The 17089-nt window shown below is 72.3% G+C and carries 16 protein-coding genes; 14 read left to right on the top strand and 2 right to left on the bottom strand.

Annotated features, from left to right (window positions below; all coding sequences use genetic code 11):
* The first annotated feature begins 2 nt into the window (after positions 1-2).
* From ACQ5SO_RS03230 to ACQ5SO_RS03190, 9 genes are all read left to right on the top strand, one after another.
* Positions 3-869 (top strand): ABC transporter permease, encoded by an 867-nt coding sequence (locus tag ACQ5SO_RS03230; RefSeq protein ID WP_430940132.1) that lies wholly within the window; start codon positions 3-5, stop codon positions 867-869.
* A gap of 3 nt (positions 870-872) precedes the next feature.
* On the top strand, positions 873-2501 hold the full coding sequence (locus ACQ5SO_RS03225) for a dipeptide ABC transporter ATP-binding protein (RefSeq protein ID WP_430940131.1): 1629 nt from the start codon (positions 873-875) through the stop codon (positions 2499-2501).
* A 20-nt stretch (positions 2502-2521) separates the two neighbouring features.
* Positions 2522-4327 (top strand): allophanate hydrolase, encoded by a 1806-nt coding sequence (atzF, locus tag ACQ5SO_RS03220; RefSeq protein ID WP_430940130.1) that lies wholly within the window; start codon positions 2522-2524, stop codon positions 4325-4327.
* A gap of 475 nt (positions 4328-4802) precedes the next feature.
* The gene (locus tag ACQ5SO_RS03215) at positions 4803-5483 is read left to right on the top strand and encodes a DUF4178 domain-containing protein (protein WP_430940129.1); all 681 of its coding nucleotides are present in this window, start codon (positions 4803-4805) and stop codon (positions 5481-5483) included.
* Positions 5480-6712 carry a DUF4178 domain-containing protein gene (locus ACQ5SO_RS03210; RefSeq protein WP_430940128.1) on the top strand — a complete coding sequence of 411 codons (1233 nt, stop codon included), beginning with the start codon at positions 5480-5482 and terminating at the stop codon, positions 6710-6712. The genes ACQ5SO_RS03215 and ACQ5SO_RS03210 overlap by 4 nt, the downstream gene beginning before the upstream one ends.
* On the top strand, positions 6712-6876 hold the full coding sequence (locus ACQ5SO_RS03205) for a hypothetical protein (RefSeq protein ID WP_430940127.1): 165 nt from the start codon (positions 6712-6714) through the stop codon (positions 6874-6876). Before ACQ5SO_RS03210 ends, ACQ5SO_RS03205 begins: the two co-directional genes overlap by 1 nt.
* Before the next feature lie 180 nt (positions 6877-7056).
* Positions 7057-7281, top strand: a complete 225-nt coding sequence (locus ACQ5SO_RS03200; protein WP_430940126.1) for a DUF350 domain-containing protein — start codon at positions 7057-7059, stop codon at positions 7279-7281.
* Entirely contained in the window at positions 7278-8930 is a 1653-nt protein-coding gene (locus ACQ5SO_RS03195) for a polyamine aminopropyltransferase (protein ID WP_430940125.1), read from the top strand. The genes ACQ5SO_RS03200 and ACQ5SO_RS03195 overlap by 4 nt, the downstream gene beginning before the upstream one ends.
* Positions 8931-9052: 122 nt before the next feature.
* Positions 9053-9586 (top strand): hypothetical protein, encoded by a 534-nt coding sequence (locus tag ACQ5SO_RS03190; protein WP_430940124.1) that lies wholly within the window; start codon positions 9053-9055, stop codon positions 9584-9586.
* A 91-nt stretch (positions 9587-9677) separates the two neighbouring features.
* Here ACQ5SO_RS03190 and ACQ5SO_RS03185 read toward each other — a convergent pair whose 3' ends face one another.
* Positions 9678-11111, bottom strand: coding sequence for an NAD-dependent succinate-semialdehyde dehydrogenase (locus ACQ5SO_RS03185; RefSeq protein WP_430940123.1), 1434 nt, complete (start codon positions 11109-11111; stop codon positions 9678-9680).
* Between the two features lie 523 nt (positions 11112-11634).
* Between ACQ5SO_RS03185 and hemP the strand changes: the two genes are divergently transcribed.
* The 5 genes from hemP to ACQ5SO_RS03160 all read left to right on the top strand — a co-directional run bounded on the left by hemP (position 11635) and on the right by ACQ5SO_RS03160 (position 15961).
* The gene (gene hemP / locus ACQ5SO_RS03180; RefSeq protein ID WP_430940198.1) at positions 11635-11829 is read left to right on the top strand and encodes a hemin uptake protein HemP; all 195 of its coding nucleotides are present in this window, start codon (positions 11635-11637) and stop codon (positions 11827-11829) included.
* 105 nt (positions 11830-11934) lie between these two features.
* Positions 11935-13266, top strand: a complete 1332-nt coding sequence (locus ACQ5SO_RS03175) for a glycosyltransferase (RefSeq protein WP_430940122.1) — start codon at positions 11935-11937, stop codon at positions 13264-13266.
* An 84-nt stretch (positions 13267-13350) separates the two neighbouring features.
* Positions 13351-13911, top strand: a complete 561-nt coding sequence (locus ACQ5SO_RS03170; protein ID WP_430940121.1) for a sigma-70 family RNA polymerase sigma factor — start codon at positions 13351-13353, stop codon at positions 13909-13911.
* A 35-nt stretch (positions 13912-13946) separates the two neighbouring features.
* On the top strand, positions 13947-14735 hold the full coding sequence (locus tag ACQ5SO_RS03165; RefSeq protein ID WP_430940120.1) for an anti-sigma factor: 789 nt from the start codon (positions 13947-13949) through the stop codon (positions 14733-14735).
* Between the two features lie 254 nt (positions 14736-14989).
* Positions 14990-15961: a cyclase family protein gene (locus tag ACQ5SO_RS03160; protein WP_430940119.1), complete on the top strand. Its 972-nt coding sequence runs from the start codon at positions 14990-14992 to the stop codon at positions 15959-15961.
* Positions 15962-16065: 104 nt separating this feature from the next.
* On the opposite strand, the gene purU is transcribed toward ACQ5SO_RS03160, so the two are convergent.
* Positions 16066-16917, bottom strand: a complete 852-nt coding sequence (gene purU / locus ACQ5SO_RS03155) for a formyltetrahydrofolate deformylase (protein WP_430940118.1) — start codon at positions 16915-16917, stop codon at positions 16066-16068.
* Positions 16918-17089: the final 172 nt, after the last annotated feature.

Genomic DNA, 17089 nt, shown 5'->3' with positions numbered 1-17089 from the left:
CGATGAAACAGACCGCCTCCCCCCGCTCCGGCGCGCTGGCCCACGTGGGTTACGTGCTGCGCTCCAACCCCGTGACGGCGCTGGCCTTCGCGATGCTGGCCTTCTTCCTCGGCTGCGCGATCTTCGGCCCGGCGCTGGCGCCTTACGACCCGCTGGAATCCAACTCCGCGCAGGCGCTCCAGCCCCCCTCGGCCGCCCACTGGTTCGGCACCGACGCGCTGGGGCGGGACGTGTTCTCCCGCGTCCTCGTGGCCACGCGGCTCGACCTGACCATCTCGGTCGCCGCCGTCGCCCTGTCCTTCGTCGCGGGCTCGATCCTCGGCGCCTGGGCGGGCTGGCGCGGGGGCTGGGTGGACGCCGCGCTCAACCGCGTGCTCGACACCATCATGGCCTTCCCGCTCTTCGTCCTCGCCATGGGCATCGTCGCCGCGCTGGGCAACACGGTCGAGAACATCGTCTACGCCACCGCGGTCATCAACACGCCCTTCTACGCCCGCCTGGTGCGGGCCGAGGTGAACATCCGCCGCGACGCGGGCTTCGCCCGGGCGGCGCGGCTGGCGGGGAACTCGGAACTTCGGACGCTGGCCGTCCACGTCTTCCCCAACGCCCTGCCGCCGATGATGGTGCAGGTCTCGCTCAATCTCGGCTGGGCGATCCTCAACGCCGCGGGCCTGTCGTTCATCGGCCTCGGCGTGCGCCCGCCCACCCCCGAATGGGGGATCATGGTGGCCGAGGGCGCCAACTACATCGTCTCGGGCGAATGGTGGCTCGCGCTGTTCCCGGGCCTGTGGCTGATGCTCGCCGTCTTCACCTTCAACCTGCTGGGCGACGGTCTGCGCGACATGGTCGACCCGCGCCGGAGGACCTGAGCCATGCTGAAGATCGAAGGGCTGAGGGTCGCCTTCCAGACCCGCAAGGGCGGGGTCGAGGCGCTGCGGGGCGTCGACCTCTCGGTCGGCGCGGGAGAGATCCTGGGCGTCGTCGGGGAAAGCGGCTCGGGCAAGTCCGTGACCTCCTACGCCCTGATGCGGATCCTCGACGCCGGCGGCAAGATCACCGCCGGAGAGGTGGAATACCGCGGCGTCGACCTGCGCCGGGCGTCCGAGAAGGACATGCAGGCGCTGCGGGGGCGCGAGATCTCGATGATCTTCCAGAACCCCCGCGCCGCGCTCAACCCCATCCGCAAGGTCGGCAAGCAGATCGAGGACGTCCTGCTGCGCCATTCCCGCGCCGACCGCCAGGACGCGAAGCAGAAGGCCATCGAGGCGCTGGAAGCGGTGAAGATCAACGACCCCGAGGCGCGCTATCACGCCTATCCGTTCGAGCTTTCGGGCGGCATGTGCCAGCGCATCGTCATCGCCATAGCCCTCGCCTGCGATCCGCGCCTGCTGATCGCGGATGAGCCGACCACCGGCCTCGACATCACCACCCAGAAGGCGGTGATGGACCTGGTGCGCGACCTGGTCCGCGCGCGCGAGATGTCCTCGATGCTCATCACCCATGACCTCGGGCTGGCCGCCGAATATTGCGACCGGATCGTGGTGATGAAGGACGGCGCGGTGGTGGAGACCGGCGACCCGGCGGCCATCTTCGCTGATCCCCAGCACCCCTATACGCGCCGCCTCGCCGACGCGACCCCGCGCATCGGCGGCGGCCTGCGCGAACTCCTCCCCGCCGAGACCCGCCCCCCGGAAGCCCCGCGCCCGCCGCTTTCGGACGAGGTTCTGCTGAAGGTCGAGGACCTGCGGATGACTTTCCAGGGCAAGTCCGGCCCGGTCCATGCCGTGAAGGGCGTCAGCTTCGACATCAAGGCCGGGGCCTCGGTCGGGCTGGTCGGGGAAAGCGGCTCGGGCAAGTCCACCACCTCCGAGGCCATCGTGCGCCTGACCGACCCGACCGGGGGCCGGATCCTGTTCGGGGGCGAGGACCTCACCGCCACCCCCGCCGCCCGTTTCGCCCGCCACCCGGCCCGCGGCGCCATCCAGATGGTGTTCCAGGATGCGACCGACAGCCTCAACCCCCGCCATTCCGCCGCGCAGTCGATCGCCGAGCCGCTGGCCCGCCTCGGCGGCCTTTCCGGCAAGGCCCGCGCCGCCCGCGTCGAAGAACTGGCGGACCTGGTGGGCCTGCCGCGCCCGCTGCTGACCCGCTTCCCGCACCAGCTCTCGGGCGGCCAGAAGGCCCGCGTCGGCATCGCCCGCGCCGTGGCGCTGGAACCCAAACTGCTGGTGCTGGACGAGCCGACCGCCGCGCTCGACGTCTCGATCCAGGCGGTGGTGCTGAACCTGCTGGCGGACCTGCGCGCGCGGCTTGGCCTGTCGCTCCTGTTCGTGTCCCATGACCTCAATGTCGTCCGGCTTCTGTGCGACGAGGTGCTGGTGATGAAGGGCGGCGAGATCATCGAGCGGGGCCCGGCGGCGCAGGTGATGTCCGCCCCGGCCCATGACTATACCCGCGCGCTTCTCGCCGCGGCCCCCCAGCCGCCTGCAAGAGCGGCCTGAATAGACCGGAGACGACCCCGATGCTTTCACCCGAAGCGATTTGCGAGCTGCCCTTCACCCTTCCGGCCCTGCGCGCGGCCTATGCCGCGGGCGCGACCCCGGCGCAGGTGGTGGAGGAGGTCTACCGGCGCATCGAGGCGGTCGGCGATCCGTGCATTTTCATCCACCTGCGCCCCATCGCGGACGTGCTGGCCGAGGCCGAGGCGCTGGGGCCGTATGACCCGTCCATGCCGCTCTGGGGCGCGCCCTTCGCGGCCAAGGACAATATCGACGCGGCGGGCATTCCCACCACCGCGGCCTGCCCGGCCTGGGAATACATGCCCGAGAAGGACGCTTTCGTGGTGGGCAAGCTGCGCGCGGCGGGGGCGCTGCTGATCGGCAAGACCAATCTCGACCAGTTCGCCACCGGGCTGGTGGGCGTGCGCACGCCTTACGGCGCCCCGAAGAACGCGCTGGACCCCGAGATCGTGCCGGGCGGGTCCTCGGGCGGCTCCGGTGTCGCGGTGGGGCACGGGCTGGTGACGTTCTCGCTCGGGACCGACACGGCGGGCTCGGGGCGGGTTCCGGCGGCGCTGAACGGGATCGTGGGGCTGAAGCCGACGCTGGGGACGCTCTCGGCCTCCGGCATGATCCCCGCCTGCCGGACGCTGGATACCATCTCGATCTTCGCGCTGACGGTGGCCGACGCCTGGGACGCCTATGCGGCGGCCGAGGGCTATGACCCGGCGGATGCGTTCTCGCGCGACATCCCCGTCGCGCCCGCCGCGCTGCCGCCGAAGCTGCGGATCGGCGTGCCGGATGCGGCCACGGCGGAGTTCTTCGGCGATGCGGTGCAGGAAGCGGCGTTCGAGGCGGCGAAGGAGATGCTGGCGGGGCTGGGGGCCGAGATCGTGCCGCTCGATTTCCGCCCGCTCTATGACGTGGCGCACATGCTCTATGAAGGCGCCTGGGTGGCCGAGCGGCACGTGCAGATCGGGGAGTTGATGGCGAAGGACCCCGAGGCGGTGCATCCCACCACCCGCGCGGTGGTCGGAAAGGCCATCGGGCTGACCGCCGACGACGCCTTCCGCGGCATCTACCGGCTGCGCGAGCTGGGGCGCGTGGCGGAGGAGGCGATGGCCGGGCTGGATGCGCTCTGCGTGCCGACCATTCCGACCTTCTACACGGTGGCGGATCTCGAGGCCGACCCGATCACGCCGAACTCCAATCTCGGGACCTACACGAATTTCGTGAACCTGCTGGACATGTGCGGGATCGCGGGGCCGGCGCCGGCGCGCTCGGACGGGCGGCCCGGGTCGGTGACCTTCCTCGGGCGCAAGGGGACCGACGGGCTGTGCGCCGCGCTGGCGCAGGCGATGGAGAGTGCGGCGGGGCGGCCCGCGGGGGCGACGGGGCATGTGCCGCCCGCGCCCGCGGCGGTGGAGCCCGCGGCCGGGGTGGACGAGATCGAGCTGGTGGTCTGCGGCGCGCACATGTCGGGCCTGCCGCTGAATCACGAGCTGACGGATCGCGGCGCGCGGTTCCTGAAGGCGGCGCGGACGGCGCCCTGCTACCGGCTCTATGCGCTGCCGGGCGGCCCGCCCAAGCGCCCGGGGCTTCTGCGGATCGAGCGGGGCGGCGAGATCGAGGTGGAGGTCTGGGCCATGCCGCTGGCCGAGATGGGCGGCTTCATGAAGGGCATTCCCGCGCCCCTGACCATCGGCGCGGTGGCGCTGGAGGGGGGCGGATCGGCGAAGGGCTTCCTGGTGGAGGCCTCGGGCGTCCAGGGGGCCGAGGACGTCACCCGCCATGGCGGCTGGCGCGGATACCTCGCCGCGGCGGAGTGATCCGCGCAGGGCGGGCAGGAGCCGCCCTGCGAAAGGGGGGACGGCGGCGGGCCTTGGGGGCGCGCCGCCGTTTCTTTTCCAGGGGGGCGGTCCGGGCCTGGCCCGGCGGCGTTCCGCCGCCTGCGGCCGCGAACGGGGGGCTTGTCCCCCCCTGAGCGGGCGCATCCCGCCGGGCGCCTGCGCGGCGGGGGAGCGGCCGGACCGCGCCGCGCGGCGCTTCGCGCGCGCAGCGGCGGCCCGCCCGCCCGGGCGCGAAAGCGCCCTTCCCCCCAGCCCTTGGCGCGTACGCGCCCTTCCCCCAGCCCTTGGCGCGTCCACGCGCCCTTCCCCCGCCCCCACCGCGCCCCCGCGCCGCCCCTGCGGGGCGTCCCGCCCCCCTTCCCCGCGCGCTTGCACCCGGCCCGTCCCTCGCGCTACGTTCCGCCGCCGGCCCGATACGGGCCGCGCGCGGATTTCAGCACGGCGCGATATTTCCATGACGGACGCCCATTCCTGCCCCAATTGCGGCGCCTCGGTCAGCCCGCGCCTCGCGACCTCCAAGGTCGTGACCTGCGACTACTGCAAATCCACCATCTTCCTCGACGACATGTCCTTCCGCGACCCCGGCGCGGCGGGAGAGATCCACGACCCCTCGCCCCTCCTCTCCATCGACCGGCGGTTCCGCATCGGGCGGCGCGTGTTCCACCCGCTCGGCGTCGTGCGCTACTCCTACGGCCGCGGGACCTGGGACGAGTTCTGGTGCGAGATCGAGGGCCAGCACGCCATGGGCCGCGCCCCCGAGGGCCCGTGGGAGCAGGGGACCGGCGTCACCGGGGCCTGGGTCTCGGTCGACGAGGGCGACGTGGCGGTGCAGACCCCCGTGCCCCCCGTCGACGCCCCCCTGCGCCGCGCCGACGTCGCCATCGGCGACCGGGTCGAGCATGACGGGCTCATGTACCGCGCGCAGGAGGTGGAGACCGCCGAATGCATCGGTTTCGCCGGAGAGCTCCCCGAGAAGCCCCGCATCGGCGAGACCCATCGTTACGTGAATTTCGAAGGCCCCGACGGGCGCATCCTCTCGGCCGAGACGGGCGAGGATTTCAACGCCTGGTTCGAGGGCCGCTGGGTCGATCCCTGGGACGTCCAGCGGCTCGATGATTTCGGGGACGGCAGATGACCCGCGCCGCGGAGATCCGCTCGCTCGACTGTCCCAATTGCGGGACCGGCCTGGGCCTGCATGGCGGCGGGCGGGTGCTGGCCATGGTCTGCCCCTCCTGCGGCTCCACCCTTTCGGCGCTGGAGGACTTCCAGGCCGTGGGCAGGTTCCTCTCGGCCGAGCGCCCCGAGACCCCGTTCGAGATCGGCATGGCGGGCGAGATCGACGGGGTTCTCTTCACCATCATCGGCATCCTTGGAATGGTGGAGCGCGAGGATGGCGAGGAATGGCGGTGGGTCGACCACCAGCTCTACTCCCCCACCCATGGCTACGCCTGGCTGACGGTCGAGGGCGCGAAGATCCAGTTCACCCGCCGCACCCGCCGCGGCGCCGACCCGGCCTGGATGCCGCCCGGCGCCCCGGAGCGGTCGGTGCGCTATCGCGGGCAGCAGATGATGCTGGACGAAAGCGCGGTCTGGGAGGTGGACTACGCCGCGGGCGAGTTCAGCTGGATCCCCAAGCGCGGAGAGCTGTCCCGCGTCGTTTCCTATTTCCGCGGCGGCAAGGTGCTGACCTTCTCGGAAAGCGCGTCCGGGGAGCGGGAGGTGGAGCTGACCACCCCCCTCGACGCCGCCGAGACCTGCGCCGCCTTCGGGGTCGAACCCGCGAAGGCCCCGCGCAAGCCGCGCAAACCGCGCAGCCTCGGGCGTTTCATCGGCAACACGGCGGGGATCTCGATGGCCCTCTGCGCCTTCGCCGCCATCGTGATGTCGGGGGGCGAGCGGGATCTCGGGCGGGTCGTCGACCAGTCCCCGCCCTTCAGCTTCCAGCTCGACGTGCCGGCGGCGGGAGAGCTGGTGCGGCTCGACCTGACCAGCAACGTGCGCAATTCCTGGGCCGCGATGGGGATCGAGGTCACGGATGACGAGGACGAGGTGGTGTTCGAGGTCGAGCGCGGGATGGAGTTCTACGAGGGGCGGGATTCGGAAGGGTCCTGGACCGAGGGCTCGCGCAGCGCGTCGGTGACCTTCCGCGCGCCCGCCGCCGGGCCGCACACCGTCTCGATCGGCGATTTCGAAAGCCAGGTGGACTGGAGCGGCGGGACCCCGGCGAACCGGGTCTGGGTCCATGCCTGGGGCGACGTGAAGGCGGTGGGCTGGCTCTGGGCCGCGGCGGCGGTCAGCCTGCTGGTGTTCCTGGCGCGCAACTGGTTCCTCGTGGCCTGGATGTTCCGGGGGGATGACGACTGATGGGCGTGGTGGCGCGGATCCTGGTCGTGGCGGTGTTCGCGCTGATGGTCGGCATGGCCTGGCGGCTGGCCGATGCGGGCGTGTGGGGCGAGGACTCGGACGTCACGCAATCGGTCCGCTCCGGCTCGGGCGGCGGCGGCTACCTGGCGGGGCGGGTGAAATAGGCGCCGCCGCGGCCCTCCTCCCCCTGCAGGGGGCGGGAGGGCGCGGGGCGGCGCGGAGGAGGACGCGGCGCGCGCCGGGGCCCGGGGGACGGGCGGGCGCGGGCCGGGCATGTCGGCGCGGCGCGGGCCGCGCGGGCGAACGGACACGCCGCCGCGGCGGCGCAGGAAAGGAACGGGCGCATGGATATTCTCGCTCAGGTGACCGCCTCGGGCCTCTTCGGCACGGTGATCTACACGGTGGTCGGCGTGGGGCTGCTGGCGGCCTGCTGGTACATTCTCGACCTTCTGACGCCCTATTCGCTGCACAAGGAGATCGAGGAGGACCAGAACGTCGCGCTGGCCATCGTCATCGCCGGGCTGTTCCTGTCGGTCGCGATCATCATCGCCGCCGTGATCCTGTCATGACCGGCGGCCCCGCGGGGGCCGCAGGCGGGCCGGGCGCGGACGGGCCGGGGCAGGGCGCGGACGGGCCGGGGCAGGGCGGAGACGCGGCGCGCGGCGCGGCGGAGGGGACCGGCGCCCCCACGCCCGGCGCGCCGAAGGCGGCCGAGCTCTGGCTGCTCGCCGCCGCCTTCTTCATCGCCGCGGCGGGCCTGACCTATGAGCTGATCGCCGCCGCCAGCGCCTCCTACCTGATCGGCGACAGCATCGCGCAGTTCAGCCTGGTCATCGGCGTGTTCCTGTCCTCCATGGGCCTCGGGGCCTGGGCGTCGCGGCACGTGTCGGACCCGGCGCGGGGCTTCGTGTCGGCGCAGCTGGCGCTGGGAGTGCTGGGGGGCTTCTCGGCCCCGGCCCTGTTCTTCTCCTACGCCTATCTCGACGCGGTGCGCCCGGTGCTGTTCACCGCGCTGATCGCCATCGGCGCGCTGGCGGGGGCCGAGATCCCGCTGATCGCGCGGCTGCTGGAGAAATCGGGCGCCAGGCACCGGTTCGAGAACGTGCTGACCTTCGACTATGCCGGGGCGCTGGCCGCCTCGGTGCTGTTCCCGCTCGCCGTAGTGCCGATGCTGGGGCTGATGGCGGCGTCGCTGGCCTTCGGGCTGATGAACGTCGCCGTCGGGGCCGCCTCCATCGTCGCGCTGCGCCCGCGCGGGACGCGGGGGCTGGCGGTCGGGGCCGCGGTCTCGGCCGCGCTGCTGGTCGGGGGGCTGGGGCTGTCGGACCGCTTCGTCTCGGCGCTCGACGCGCAGATGTTCGAGGACGAGGTGATCCTGGCCGAGGACACCGCCCACCAGCGCGTCGTCGTCACCCGGTTCCGGGACCGCACGCGGCTGTTCCTCAACGGCTCGATCCAGTTCGACAGCCTGGACGAGCATCGCTACCACGAGGCGCTGGTGCATCCGGCGATGTCCCGGGCGGCGTCGCGCAAGCGGGTGCTGATCCTCGGGGGCGGCGACGGGATGGCGGCGCGCGAGGTGCTGCGCTGGCCCGAGGTCGAGGCGGTGGTGCTGGTCGATCTCGACCCGCGGGTGACCGAGATCTTCGCGGCGCGCGACGACCTCGCGGCCCTGAACGGCGGCAGCTTGCGCAACCCCAGGTTGACAGTTGTCAACCAGGACGCCTGGGCCTTCGCGCAGGAGAGCGGCGAGGGCTTCGACGTGATCATCGGCGACCTGCCGGACCCGCGCACGCATATCCTCTCCAAGCTCTACAGCCTTGAATTCTATGCCATCCTGATGGAGCGCCTGCGCCCCGGCGGGGTCTTCACCACCCAGGCCGGAAGCCCGGTCTTCGCGCGCGAGGCGTTCTGGTGCGTGGCCGAGACGCTGGCGCAGACCCGCAACCCGTATGCGCCCGAGGGGGCGCTCTCGGTCCTGCCCTACCACGTCTACACCCCGAGCTTCGGCGACTGGGGCTTCGTGATGGCCAGCCCCCGCGCGCGCCCGCCGCTCGGGGCGCTGCCCGACGGCCTCAAGTTCCTGACGCCCGGGGTATGGGCGGGCGCGGCGGCCTTCGGCAAGGATGCCGGGCCGGTCGAGGTTCCCGCGAACTCGATCAAGGACCACCCGCTGGTGCGCTACTACGAGAACGGCTGGGACCGCTGGTTCCGCTAGCGGGCGCCGTTTCGCCGCAAGCCTGCGCGGCGCGTTTCAAATCCGCTCATCCCGCCCTGGATATTCAGAAACCCCGGCCGGTCCGCCGGGGTTTTTCTGCATTTCATCCAAGGAGATCCTCCATGCGCATTCCCCTTCTCGCGGCCCTGGCGCTGGCCGCCGGAACCGCCGCCGCCGCGGCCGCCCCGGTGACCTTCGACGTCCAGGTCGCCGGGTCCTTCGGCGCCGGGTCCGGCACGTTCACCATCGACAGCGCGCTGATCGCGCCCGCGGCCGCGGTCGCCTTCTCGGACATCCTCGTGGATCTCGACTACACCAGCGTGGCGGGCGGGACGGCGCATTTCTCGGCCGCGCTGGGCCCGGCGACGGATGCGGCGATCTTCGACCCGCTGGGCGAGGAGATCGCGGCGCTCGCGTCCTCGGCCGGGCCGCTGGTGGGCTTCCTGTCCGATGACGGGCTGACCACGCTGGGGATCACCACGGGAGCGGCGCCGTTCTTCCTCGCGCTGTCCTCGGCGGCGGCGGACATCGTGGCGGATGACGGGAGCGTCGTCATCACCCGGGTTCCGTCCGACGTGCCGCTGCCCGCCGCCGCGCCGGCGCTGCTGGCGGGGCTGGCCGCGCTGGGCTTCGCCGGGCGCCGCCGCGCGGGCTGAACCGCGTCGCCCGCCATGCGAAGGGCCCGCCGGATCGCTCCGGCGGGCCCTTTCTGCGTCCGTCTGCGCGGGCCCCCAAGGGGGGCGGCGATCAGTAGGCGACGGTGGTGAACTTGGTCACCAGGTAGGCGTCGATGGCTTCCGAGCCGCCCTCGGTGCCGATGCCCGAATCCTTGATGCCGCCGAAGGGCACCTCGGGCAGGGCGAGGCCGTTGTGGTTGATCGTCAGCATCCCGGCCTCCACCTCGCGGGTCAGGCGCGCGATGGTCCCGCCGTCGCGGGCGAAGGCGTAGGAGGCGAGGCCGAATTCGAGCCGGTTCGCCTCGACGATCGCGTCGTCGAGGGTGCTGAACGGGTTGACGATGGCGACGGGGCCGAAGGGCTCCTCGTTCATGATACGCGCCTCGGTCGGCACGTTGGCGAGGACGGTGGGCTGGAAGAACTGGCCCTTGTTGCCGATCCGCTCGCCGCCGGTCTTCAGGGTCGCGCCGCGCTCGACCGCATCCGCGATCAGCTCCTGCAGGGCGGGGATGCGGCGCTCGTTGGCGAGGGGGCCCATCTGCGCGCCCTCCTCGGTCCCGGCGGCGACCTTGATCCCCTCGGCCAGCTTCACGAAGCCGTCGAGGAACTCGTCATAGACGTTTTCCTCGACCATAAAGCGGGTGGGGGAGACGCAGACCTGGCCCGCGTTGCGCCACTTGGACAGGCCCATGACCTTCACGGCCGCCTTGATGTCGGCGTCGCCCGCGATGATCACCGGGGCGTGGCCGCCGAGCTCCATGGTCGACTTCTTCATGTGGGCGCCGGCGAGGGCGTGCAGGTGCTTGCCCACGGGGGTGGAGCCGGTGAAGGAGATCTTCTTGATGACCGGATGCGGGATCAGGTACTCGGAAATCTCGGCCGGGACGCCGTAGACGAGGTTGATGACGCCCGCGGGCACGCCCGCTTCGACGAAGCAGTCCATCATCGCGGCCGGGGAGGCGGGGGTTTCCTCGGGGCCCTTGACGATGATCGAGCAGCCCGCGGCGAGGGCGGCGGACAGCTTGCGCACGACCTGGTTGAGCGGGAAGTTCCACGGCGTGAAGGCGGCGACGGGGCCGACGGGCATCTTGATCGCCTGCTGCATGACGTTGGGCATGCGCGAGGGGATGATCTGGCCGTAGGCGCGGCGGGCTTCCTCGGCGAACCAGTCGATGGTGTCGGCGGCGCCGAGGGTTTCGCCCTTGGCCTCGGCCAGCGGCTTGCCCTGCTCGGCGGTCATGATCGCGGCGATCTCGCCGGCGCGGGCGCGCAGGTTGTCGGCGGCCTTGCGCATGATCTTCGCGCGCTGGTAGGCGCCGGTGGCGGCCCATTCCTTGAAGCCCTTGTCGGCGGCGGCGAGCGCGGCGTCGAGATCGGCGGTCGAGGCATGGGCGACCGTGCCGATCTGCTCGTCCGTGGCGGGGTTGATGACGGGGATCGAGCGGCCGCCCTCGGCCGCGCGCCAGGCGCCGTCGATCAGCAGAAGGGTGTCGGGATAGGACATGGGGGTCTCCTTGGGTCGGTCGGCGCGGCGCGGGAGGATCCCGGCGCGGCGCGGCGGCGGCGGCGCGGCCCTCTCCCCGGGGCGCCGCTGCGAAACTGGGGTTCATACGTGCCCCTTACGATCCATCGGCGCAAGGGGGCGCGTGGGCCGTGTTCGCCTGGCGGCGCCGGGGGGAGAGATTATCTCCGAGTGAAACAATCGGGTTTGACTTATCCGACTGAAACGGTCAGAAATGGAGTCGCCGGCCAGCCATCCGCGCCTTTCCTTTCGTGCGCCGACAGCCCCGCCGATCCCGCCCGCACCCCTTGCGATGCGCGCCGTCTCCGCCCGGTTTCCGGGCGGCCGGGCGATGCGCGCCGCGTTTCCCGGAGGCCGTCCGATGCAGCGACCCGCCGCGCCTGCGCCCAAGAGGGCGCGCGAAGACTTTCCCGACACCGTGCTTCTCGGGCCCTGGCGGTTGGAGCGGCTGTTGGACGCGTTCGATCCGGCGTCCCCCTCGACGATCCGAAAGGAAGCCTGAATGATGCCCTATATCGCCCAGAACCCCTCCGCCTCGCGCGCCGGTCCGTCCCTGCCGCTCGAGGACCAGATCGAGGACATCCCCGTCTATGACGCCCGGCTGCTGACCAGCGCGGCGGGGACGGCGCGGATCGTGCTGGACGGCGCGGTCTATGCGCTGCGGATCACGCGGCAGGGCAAGTTGATCCTGACCAAGTGAGGCTGGCTCAGGTGAGGCCGGCCAGGTGAGGCTGGCAAAGTGAGGCCGGCCAGGCGCGGACCCTGACGGCCCGGTTAACCCCGGGGCAAGGCGCGCTGCGCCACCATGGCGCCCATGTCGCGGGCGGAGAAGATCGTGGTCGGCGTCCGCCCCGGGGACCGGGCGCGGGGTCGGGACCGGGCGGAGCGGGGCGGGTGCGCCCTCGCGCCCGCGGGGTTCGACTTGTGCCTGCAGACCATCCCGCTCGGCGATCCGCCCCCGGCGGCGGCGCCCTGGCCGCACGCGGCGCCGCCCGGTTTCGACGCCCCGCCCCCGGGGCCGAGCCGGGCGGCGGGCGCGATCTTCGACCTGACGCGCCTGCTGGGCGCGGCGGGGCGGCCCTTCGCCACCGGCATCGACCGCTTCGACATCGCGCTGGCGAAACAGCTTTACGCGCGGCTCGGCGACGGGCTGCATTTCGCGGCGCTGCGGGGCGAGGCGGCGCGGGCGGTCCCGTGGACCGGCGCGGTGCGGTTCCTCGATGCGCTGGACCGGCGCTGGCGGGGGCTGCGGCTGAGCCCCGGGCAGCGGCTGGCGCTGGCCCGCGCGCCGATCCTGCGGCGGGGGCGGGCGCCGGACCTGCTGCGCCGCCGGGCCGCGGGGGGCGCGATCTACGTCAATGGCGGCCATGGCGGGCTGCTGCGCAGTTCCGCGGCGATGGCGATGCTGGACCCGGACGGGCGGATGCCGCGCCGGGTGATCCTGCATGACCTGATCCCCCTGACCCATCCGAAGGCCCAGACGCCGGAGGGGCGGGCCCGGTTCGCCCGCTTCCTTGCGGGGGTCGAGGCCGCGCCGGGGCGCACGCTGGTGCTGGCCAATTCCGCGGCCACGGCGGCGGAATGGGACGCCCGCGGCGGCCCGGGGGCGCAGGTGCTGCGGGTGGCGCTGGCCCCCCGCGCCGCCGTGCCCGCGCCCGGGCTGGTGCGCGACCTGCTGGCCCCGCGGCTGACCGCGGCGCCGGGGCCGCTCTTCGTCTGTCTCGGGACGGTGGAGCCGCGCAAGGGCCACGCGATGCTGCTCGACATCTGGGAGGAGTTCGCCCGCTTCGGGCGCGCCGCCCCGGCCCCGCGCCTGGCGGTGGTGGGGCGGCGCGGCTGGGCCGAGCGGGGGCTGGTGCAGCGGCTGCTCGATCCGCCGCCGGGGGTGGTCTGGCTCGACGGCGCGACGGATGCCGAGGCGACGGCGCTGCTGGCGCATTCGGACGGGCTGCTGATGCCCTCGGGCGCCGAGGGGCTGGGCCTTCCGGCGATGGAGGCGGCGGCGCTGGGGGTTCCGGCGCTGCTGTCGGACCTTCCGGCGCTGCGCGAGGCGGGGGGGCCGTCGGCGCGGTTCCTGCCGCCGGGGGACCACGCCGCCTGGGCGGCGGCGATACATGAACTTTGCATGCACGCTTGAAACTTCCTCGCGTCCGGTCACGTTGTTCGAGGGGTGTGCGGGATGACGCCGCCCCGACGACCGTGAGGGGAAGGGGCGCGCCGCATGACCACAGACCTGGACAGGGCCCGCGTGGCGGAATTGATCGGCGAGGTGGCGCGGCGTGACCGCGGGGCCTTCGCCGAGCTTTACGACCGCACGTCGGCCAAGCTTTTCGGCGTGCTCTTGCGCATGCTGCAGGACCGGGCCGAGGCGGAGGACGCGTTGCAGGAAGTCTTCATCAAGGTCTGGCGCGGCGCCCCGCGCTTCGCCGCCGGCAAGGCCAGCCCGATGTCCTGGCTGATCGCCATCGCGCGCAACCATGCCGTCGACCGGCTGCGGGCGCGCAACGCCGCGCTGGCGCGGGATGAGCGCGAGGAGGCGGCCGAGCAGGTCCCCCATCGCGGCCCGACGCCCGAGGATCTGTCCGTGGGCCGGTCGGAATCCGCGCGCATCGCCGAATGCCTCGCCCGGCTGGACGCCGCGCGGGCGAAGGCGGTGAAGGGCGCGTATCTCGACGGATTGTCGTACAAGGAGCTGGCGGCGGCCTTCGAGGTGCCGCTGAACACGATGCGCACCTGGCTGCGGCGCAGCCTGATCTCGTTGCGGGAGTGCATGGCCGAATGAGCGGGCAGGACGATACCCCCGGGATTCCCCCCGACATGCCCGGCGTGCCGGAGGACGAGCTGCTGGCCGCCGAGCTGGCGCTGGGCGTGCTGGAGTTCGACGCGCGCGCCCGGGCGAAGGCCCGCGCGGCCTGGGACCCGGGTTTCGCCGCGCTGGTCGCGGCCTGGGAGGAGCGGCTGTCGGGCATGGCCGAGGACGTCCCCGCCGTGCCGCCGCCGCCCTCGGCCCGCCGCCGGATCCTGCGCGAGCTGTTCGGCGAGGGGCCGGAGGTGGTGGAGGCCCCCGCCGCCGCCGCCGACGCCGCGCCCGCCGCCCCGGCGCCCGAACCGGCCCCGGCCCCCGCCGCCCCGACGCCGATCCGTCCTTCCCGCCGCCGCGAGGTCTTCGCCTGGCGCGCGCTGGCCGCGGCCTGCGTGCTGGTCGGCGCCGTCTCGGTCATCCGCCCGGACATCGCGCCGGTGCATTTCGGCCCGGTCGAGCCCGCCCAGGTCCGCTATGTCGCCCTGATCCAGGGCGAGGCGGGCGGCCCCGGCTTCTTCGCCGTCCTCGACGAGGTGACGGGCGAGACGCTGGTGCGCCAGGTCTCGGGGCCCGAGCCCGCGGACGGGGTCTACCAGATGTGGATGGCGAACGAGGGCGCGCCGGTGTCGATGGGCCTGCTCGAGGGCGGATCGCAGGCGCTGCGGATGCCGGCCGAGCTTCTGGCCCCCGGCGGCGGCTTCCTGCCGGGCGCGCATTTCGGCGTGTCGCTGGAGCCCCCGGGCGGCTCGCCCACCGGGGCGCCGACGGACGTGGTCGCGACGGGCGACCCGGAACGGTTCTGAGGCCGCGCGTCCGGCGGATGAATTCGGACCCTTGCCGCGGGCGCGCGGCGCGGAAGGGGGCGCCGCCGGGCGCCCCCTTTTCGATGTTTGCTGCGCCGCGTCCGAATTGCGCTGCGCCGCGGAAGAATTCGCTTTTCATTCATCTGTGGAATTCCTTTTCACAAAAAATGTTGACGGCGCGTGATTCCGCCCGTCACCTTTCTCCTGCTGAACAACAGCGGGCGAAAAAGCCCGCGTCAGGGAGGAGAACTGGAATGTTCAACACGCCGTTTACGGCGCGCAGCGTGCTGCGCGTCGCCGGGGCCGCCGCGCTGGGCCTCGGCCTCGCCGCCCCGGCCCTCGCGCAGGATTGCCAGCCGTCCAAGTGGGGCGCCGACGACCAGCTCGGCGCGGCCAACATGCTCAGCCCCGAGCGGACGCTCGAGGCCGCCAAGCTGATCAAGCAGGGCAAGTCGCAGCCGCTGGGGATCACCATCGGCCCGGACACGCCCGCCTTCGCGCCGCGCTCGCTGTCGATGCAGGTGATCCAGCCGAACCAGACGCGGGGCAAGGATGCGCTCGGCTATGGCGGGGGCGGCGTCTACAATGACGACGTGATCCAGATGTGGTTCGGCATCGGGTCGCAGATCGACGGACTGGGGCACCTCGGGGATCACGGGCGCTACTACAACTGCAACAAGGCCGAGGACATCTCGGCCACCACGGGCCTGACCAGGCTGGGGGTCCACCAGATCCCGCCGCTGGTGACCCGCGGCGTGGTCGTGGACATGGCGAGCCATTTCGGCATGGACGTTCTGCCCGCCGGCCACGTGATCGACGAGGCGGCGTTCAAGGCGGCGGCCGAGGCGCAGGGCGTGGAGATCCGGGAAGGCGACGTGGTGCTGATGCACACCGGCTGGACCGAGGGCAAGCTGGAGAGCGCGCCGCAGGAATGGGTGTCGGGCGAGCCGGGGATCACGCAGGACGTGGCGGAGTACCTGGCCTCGATGAACGTGATGGCCGTGGGGGCCGACACCTGGGGCGTGGACGTGGTGCCGCCGCCCGCGGGGCAGAAGGTGTTCTATTCCCACGTCGTGCTGCTGCGGGACAACGGGATCTACATCCTCGAGACGATGAACACCGGCCCGCTGGTGCGCGACGGGGTGAAGGAGTTCATGTTCGTGCTGGGCCAGGCCCGGGTGAAGGGCTCGGTGCAGATGGTGATCAACCCGGTGGCGCTGTACTGATCCGCCGGGGATGAGAATGCGAAAGGCCCGCCGGGGAACCGGCGGGCCTTTCTTGCGTCTTTTGCGTCCGGGGGCCGCGGCCAGCGCGGCCGGGAGCGGCGGCGTCAGGCGAAGACGACGGTGCGCATGCCGTTGAGCATCACGCGGCTTTCGAGGTGCAGCTTGACGGCGCGCGAGAGGGCCTTGTTCTCCACGTCGCGGCCGACGGCCACGAGGTCCTTGGCGGACATGGCGTGGGTCACGCGCTCGACCTCCTGCTCGATGATCGGGCCCTCGTCGAGATCGGGGGTGACGTAGTGGGCGGTGGCGCCGATCAGCTTGACGCCGCGCTCATGCGCCCGGCGATAGGGGTTGGCGCCCTTGAAGGCGGGCAGGAAGGCGTGGTGGATGTTGATGACCTTGCCGAACAGGCGGTTCGAGAGGTTGTCGGACAGCACCTGCATGTAGCGGGCGAGGACGACGAGATCGGCGTTGGTCTCGTTCACCAGCGAGAGCAGCTTGGCCTCCTGCTCGGCCTTGGTCTCGGGGGTCACGGCCCAGTGGTAATAGGGCACGCCCTCGTCATCGGCGAATTTCTTGGCGTCGGGGTGGTTGGAGACGATGGCCACCACCTCGGCGTCCAGCTGGCCGACGCGGACCTGGTAGAGCAGGTGCAGCAGGGCGTGGTCGAATTTGGACACCATCAGGATCATCTTCGGCTTGCGGGCCATGTCCTGCAGGCGGGACTTCATGCTGAAGCGGTCGAAGGCCGGGGCCATCAGCTTCTCGATGTCGTTCCCTTCCTTGCCGTCCGGGGCGTCGAAGGCGACGCGCATGAAGAAGCGGTTGCTCTCGCGGTCCCAGAACTGGTTGGACTCGGTGATGTTGGAGCCCATGGCCGCCAGCTCGGTGGTGATGGCGGCGACGATGCCGGGACGGTCCTCGCAGGAGAGGGTCAGAACGAAGGGATTGGTCATCTGGGCAAGGGCTCCGACGTCCGGGGCGCGGCCTGTGGTCCGCGCCGAAATTCAACTGACGACTGTCATAGGCAAGGGCGCGGGGGCGCGTCCACCTGCGCGCGACACACCAAGGGCGAAAGGCGGCGCCCCGGATGGCGCAAACGGGCTGCGCGGGGCGGAAAAGGGGGCG

The sequence above is a fragment of the Rhodovulum sp. DZ06 genome (assembly GCF_050586345.1).
Lineage (GTDB): Bacteria > Pseudomonadota > Alphaproteobacteria > Rhodobacterales > Rhodobacteraceae > JBOCEF01.
Note: the sequence above shows the minus strand (reverse complement) of the source record. Positions and strands in the feature narration are given on the sequence as shown.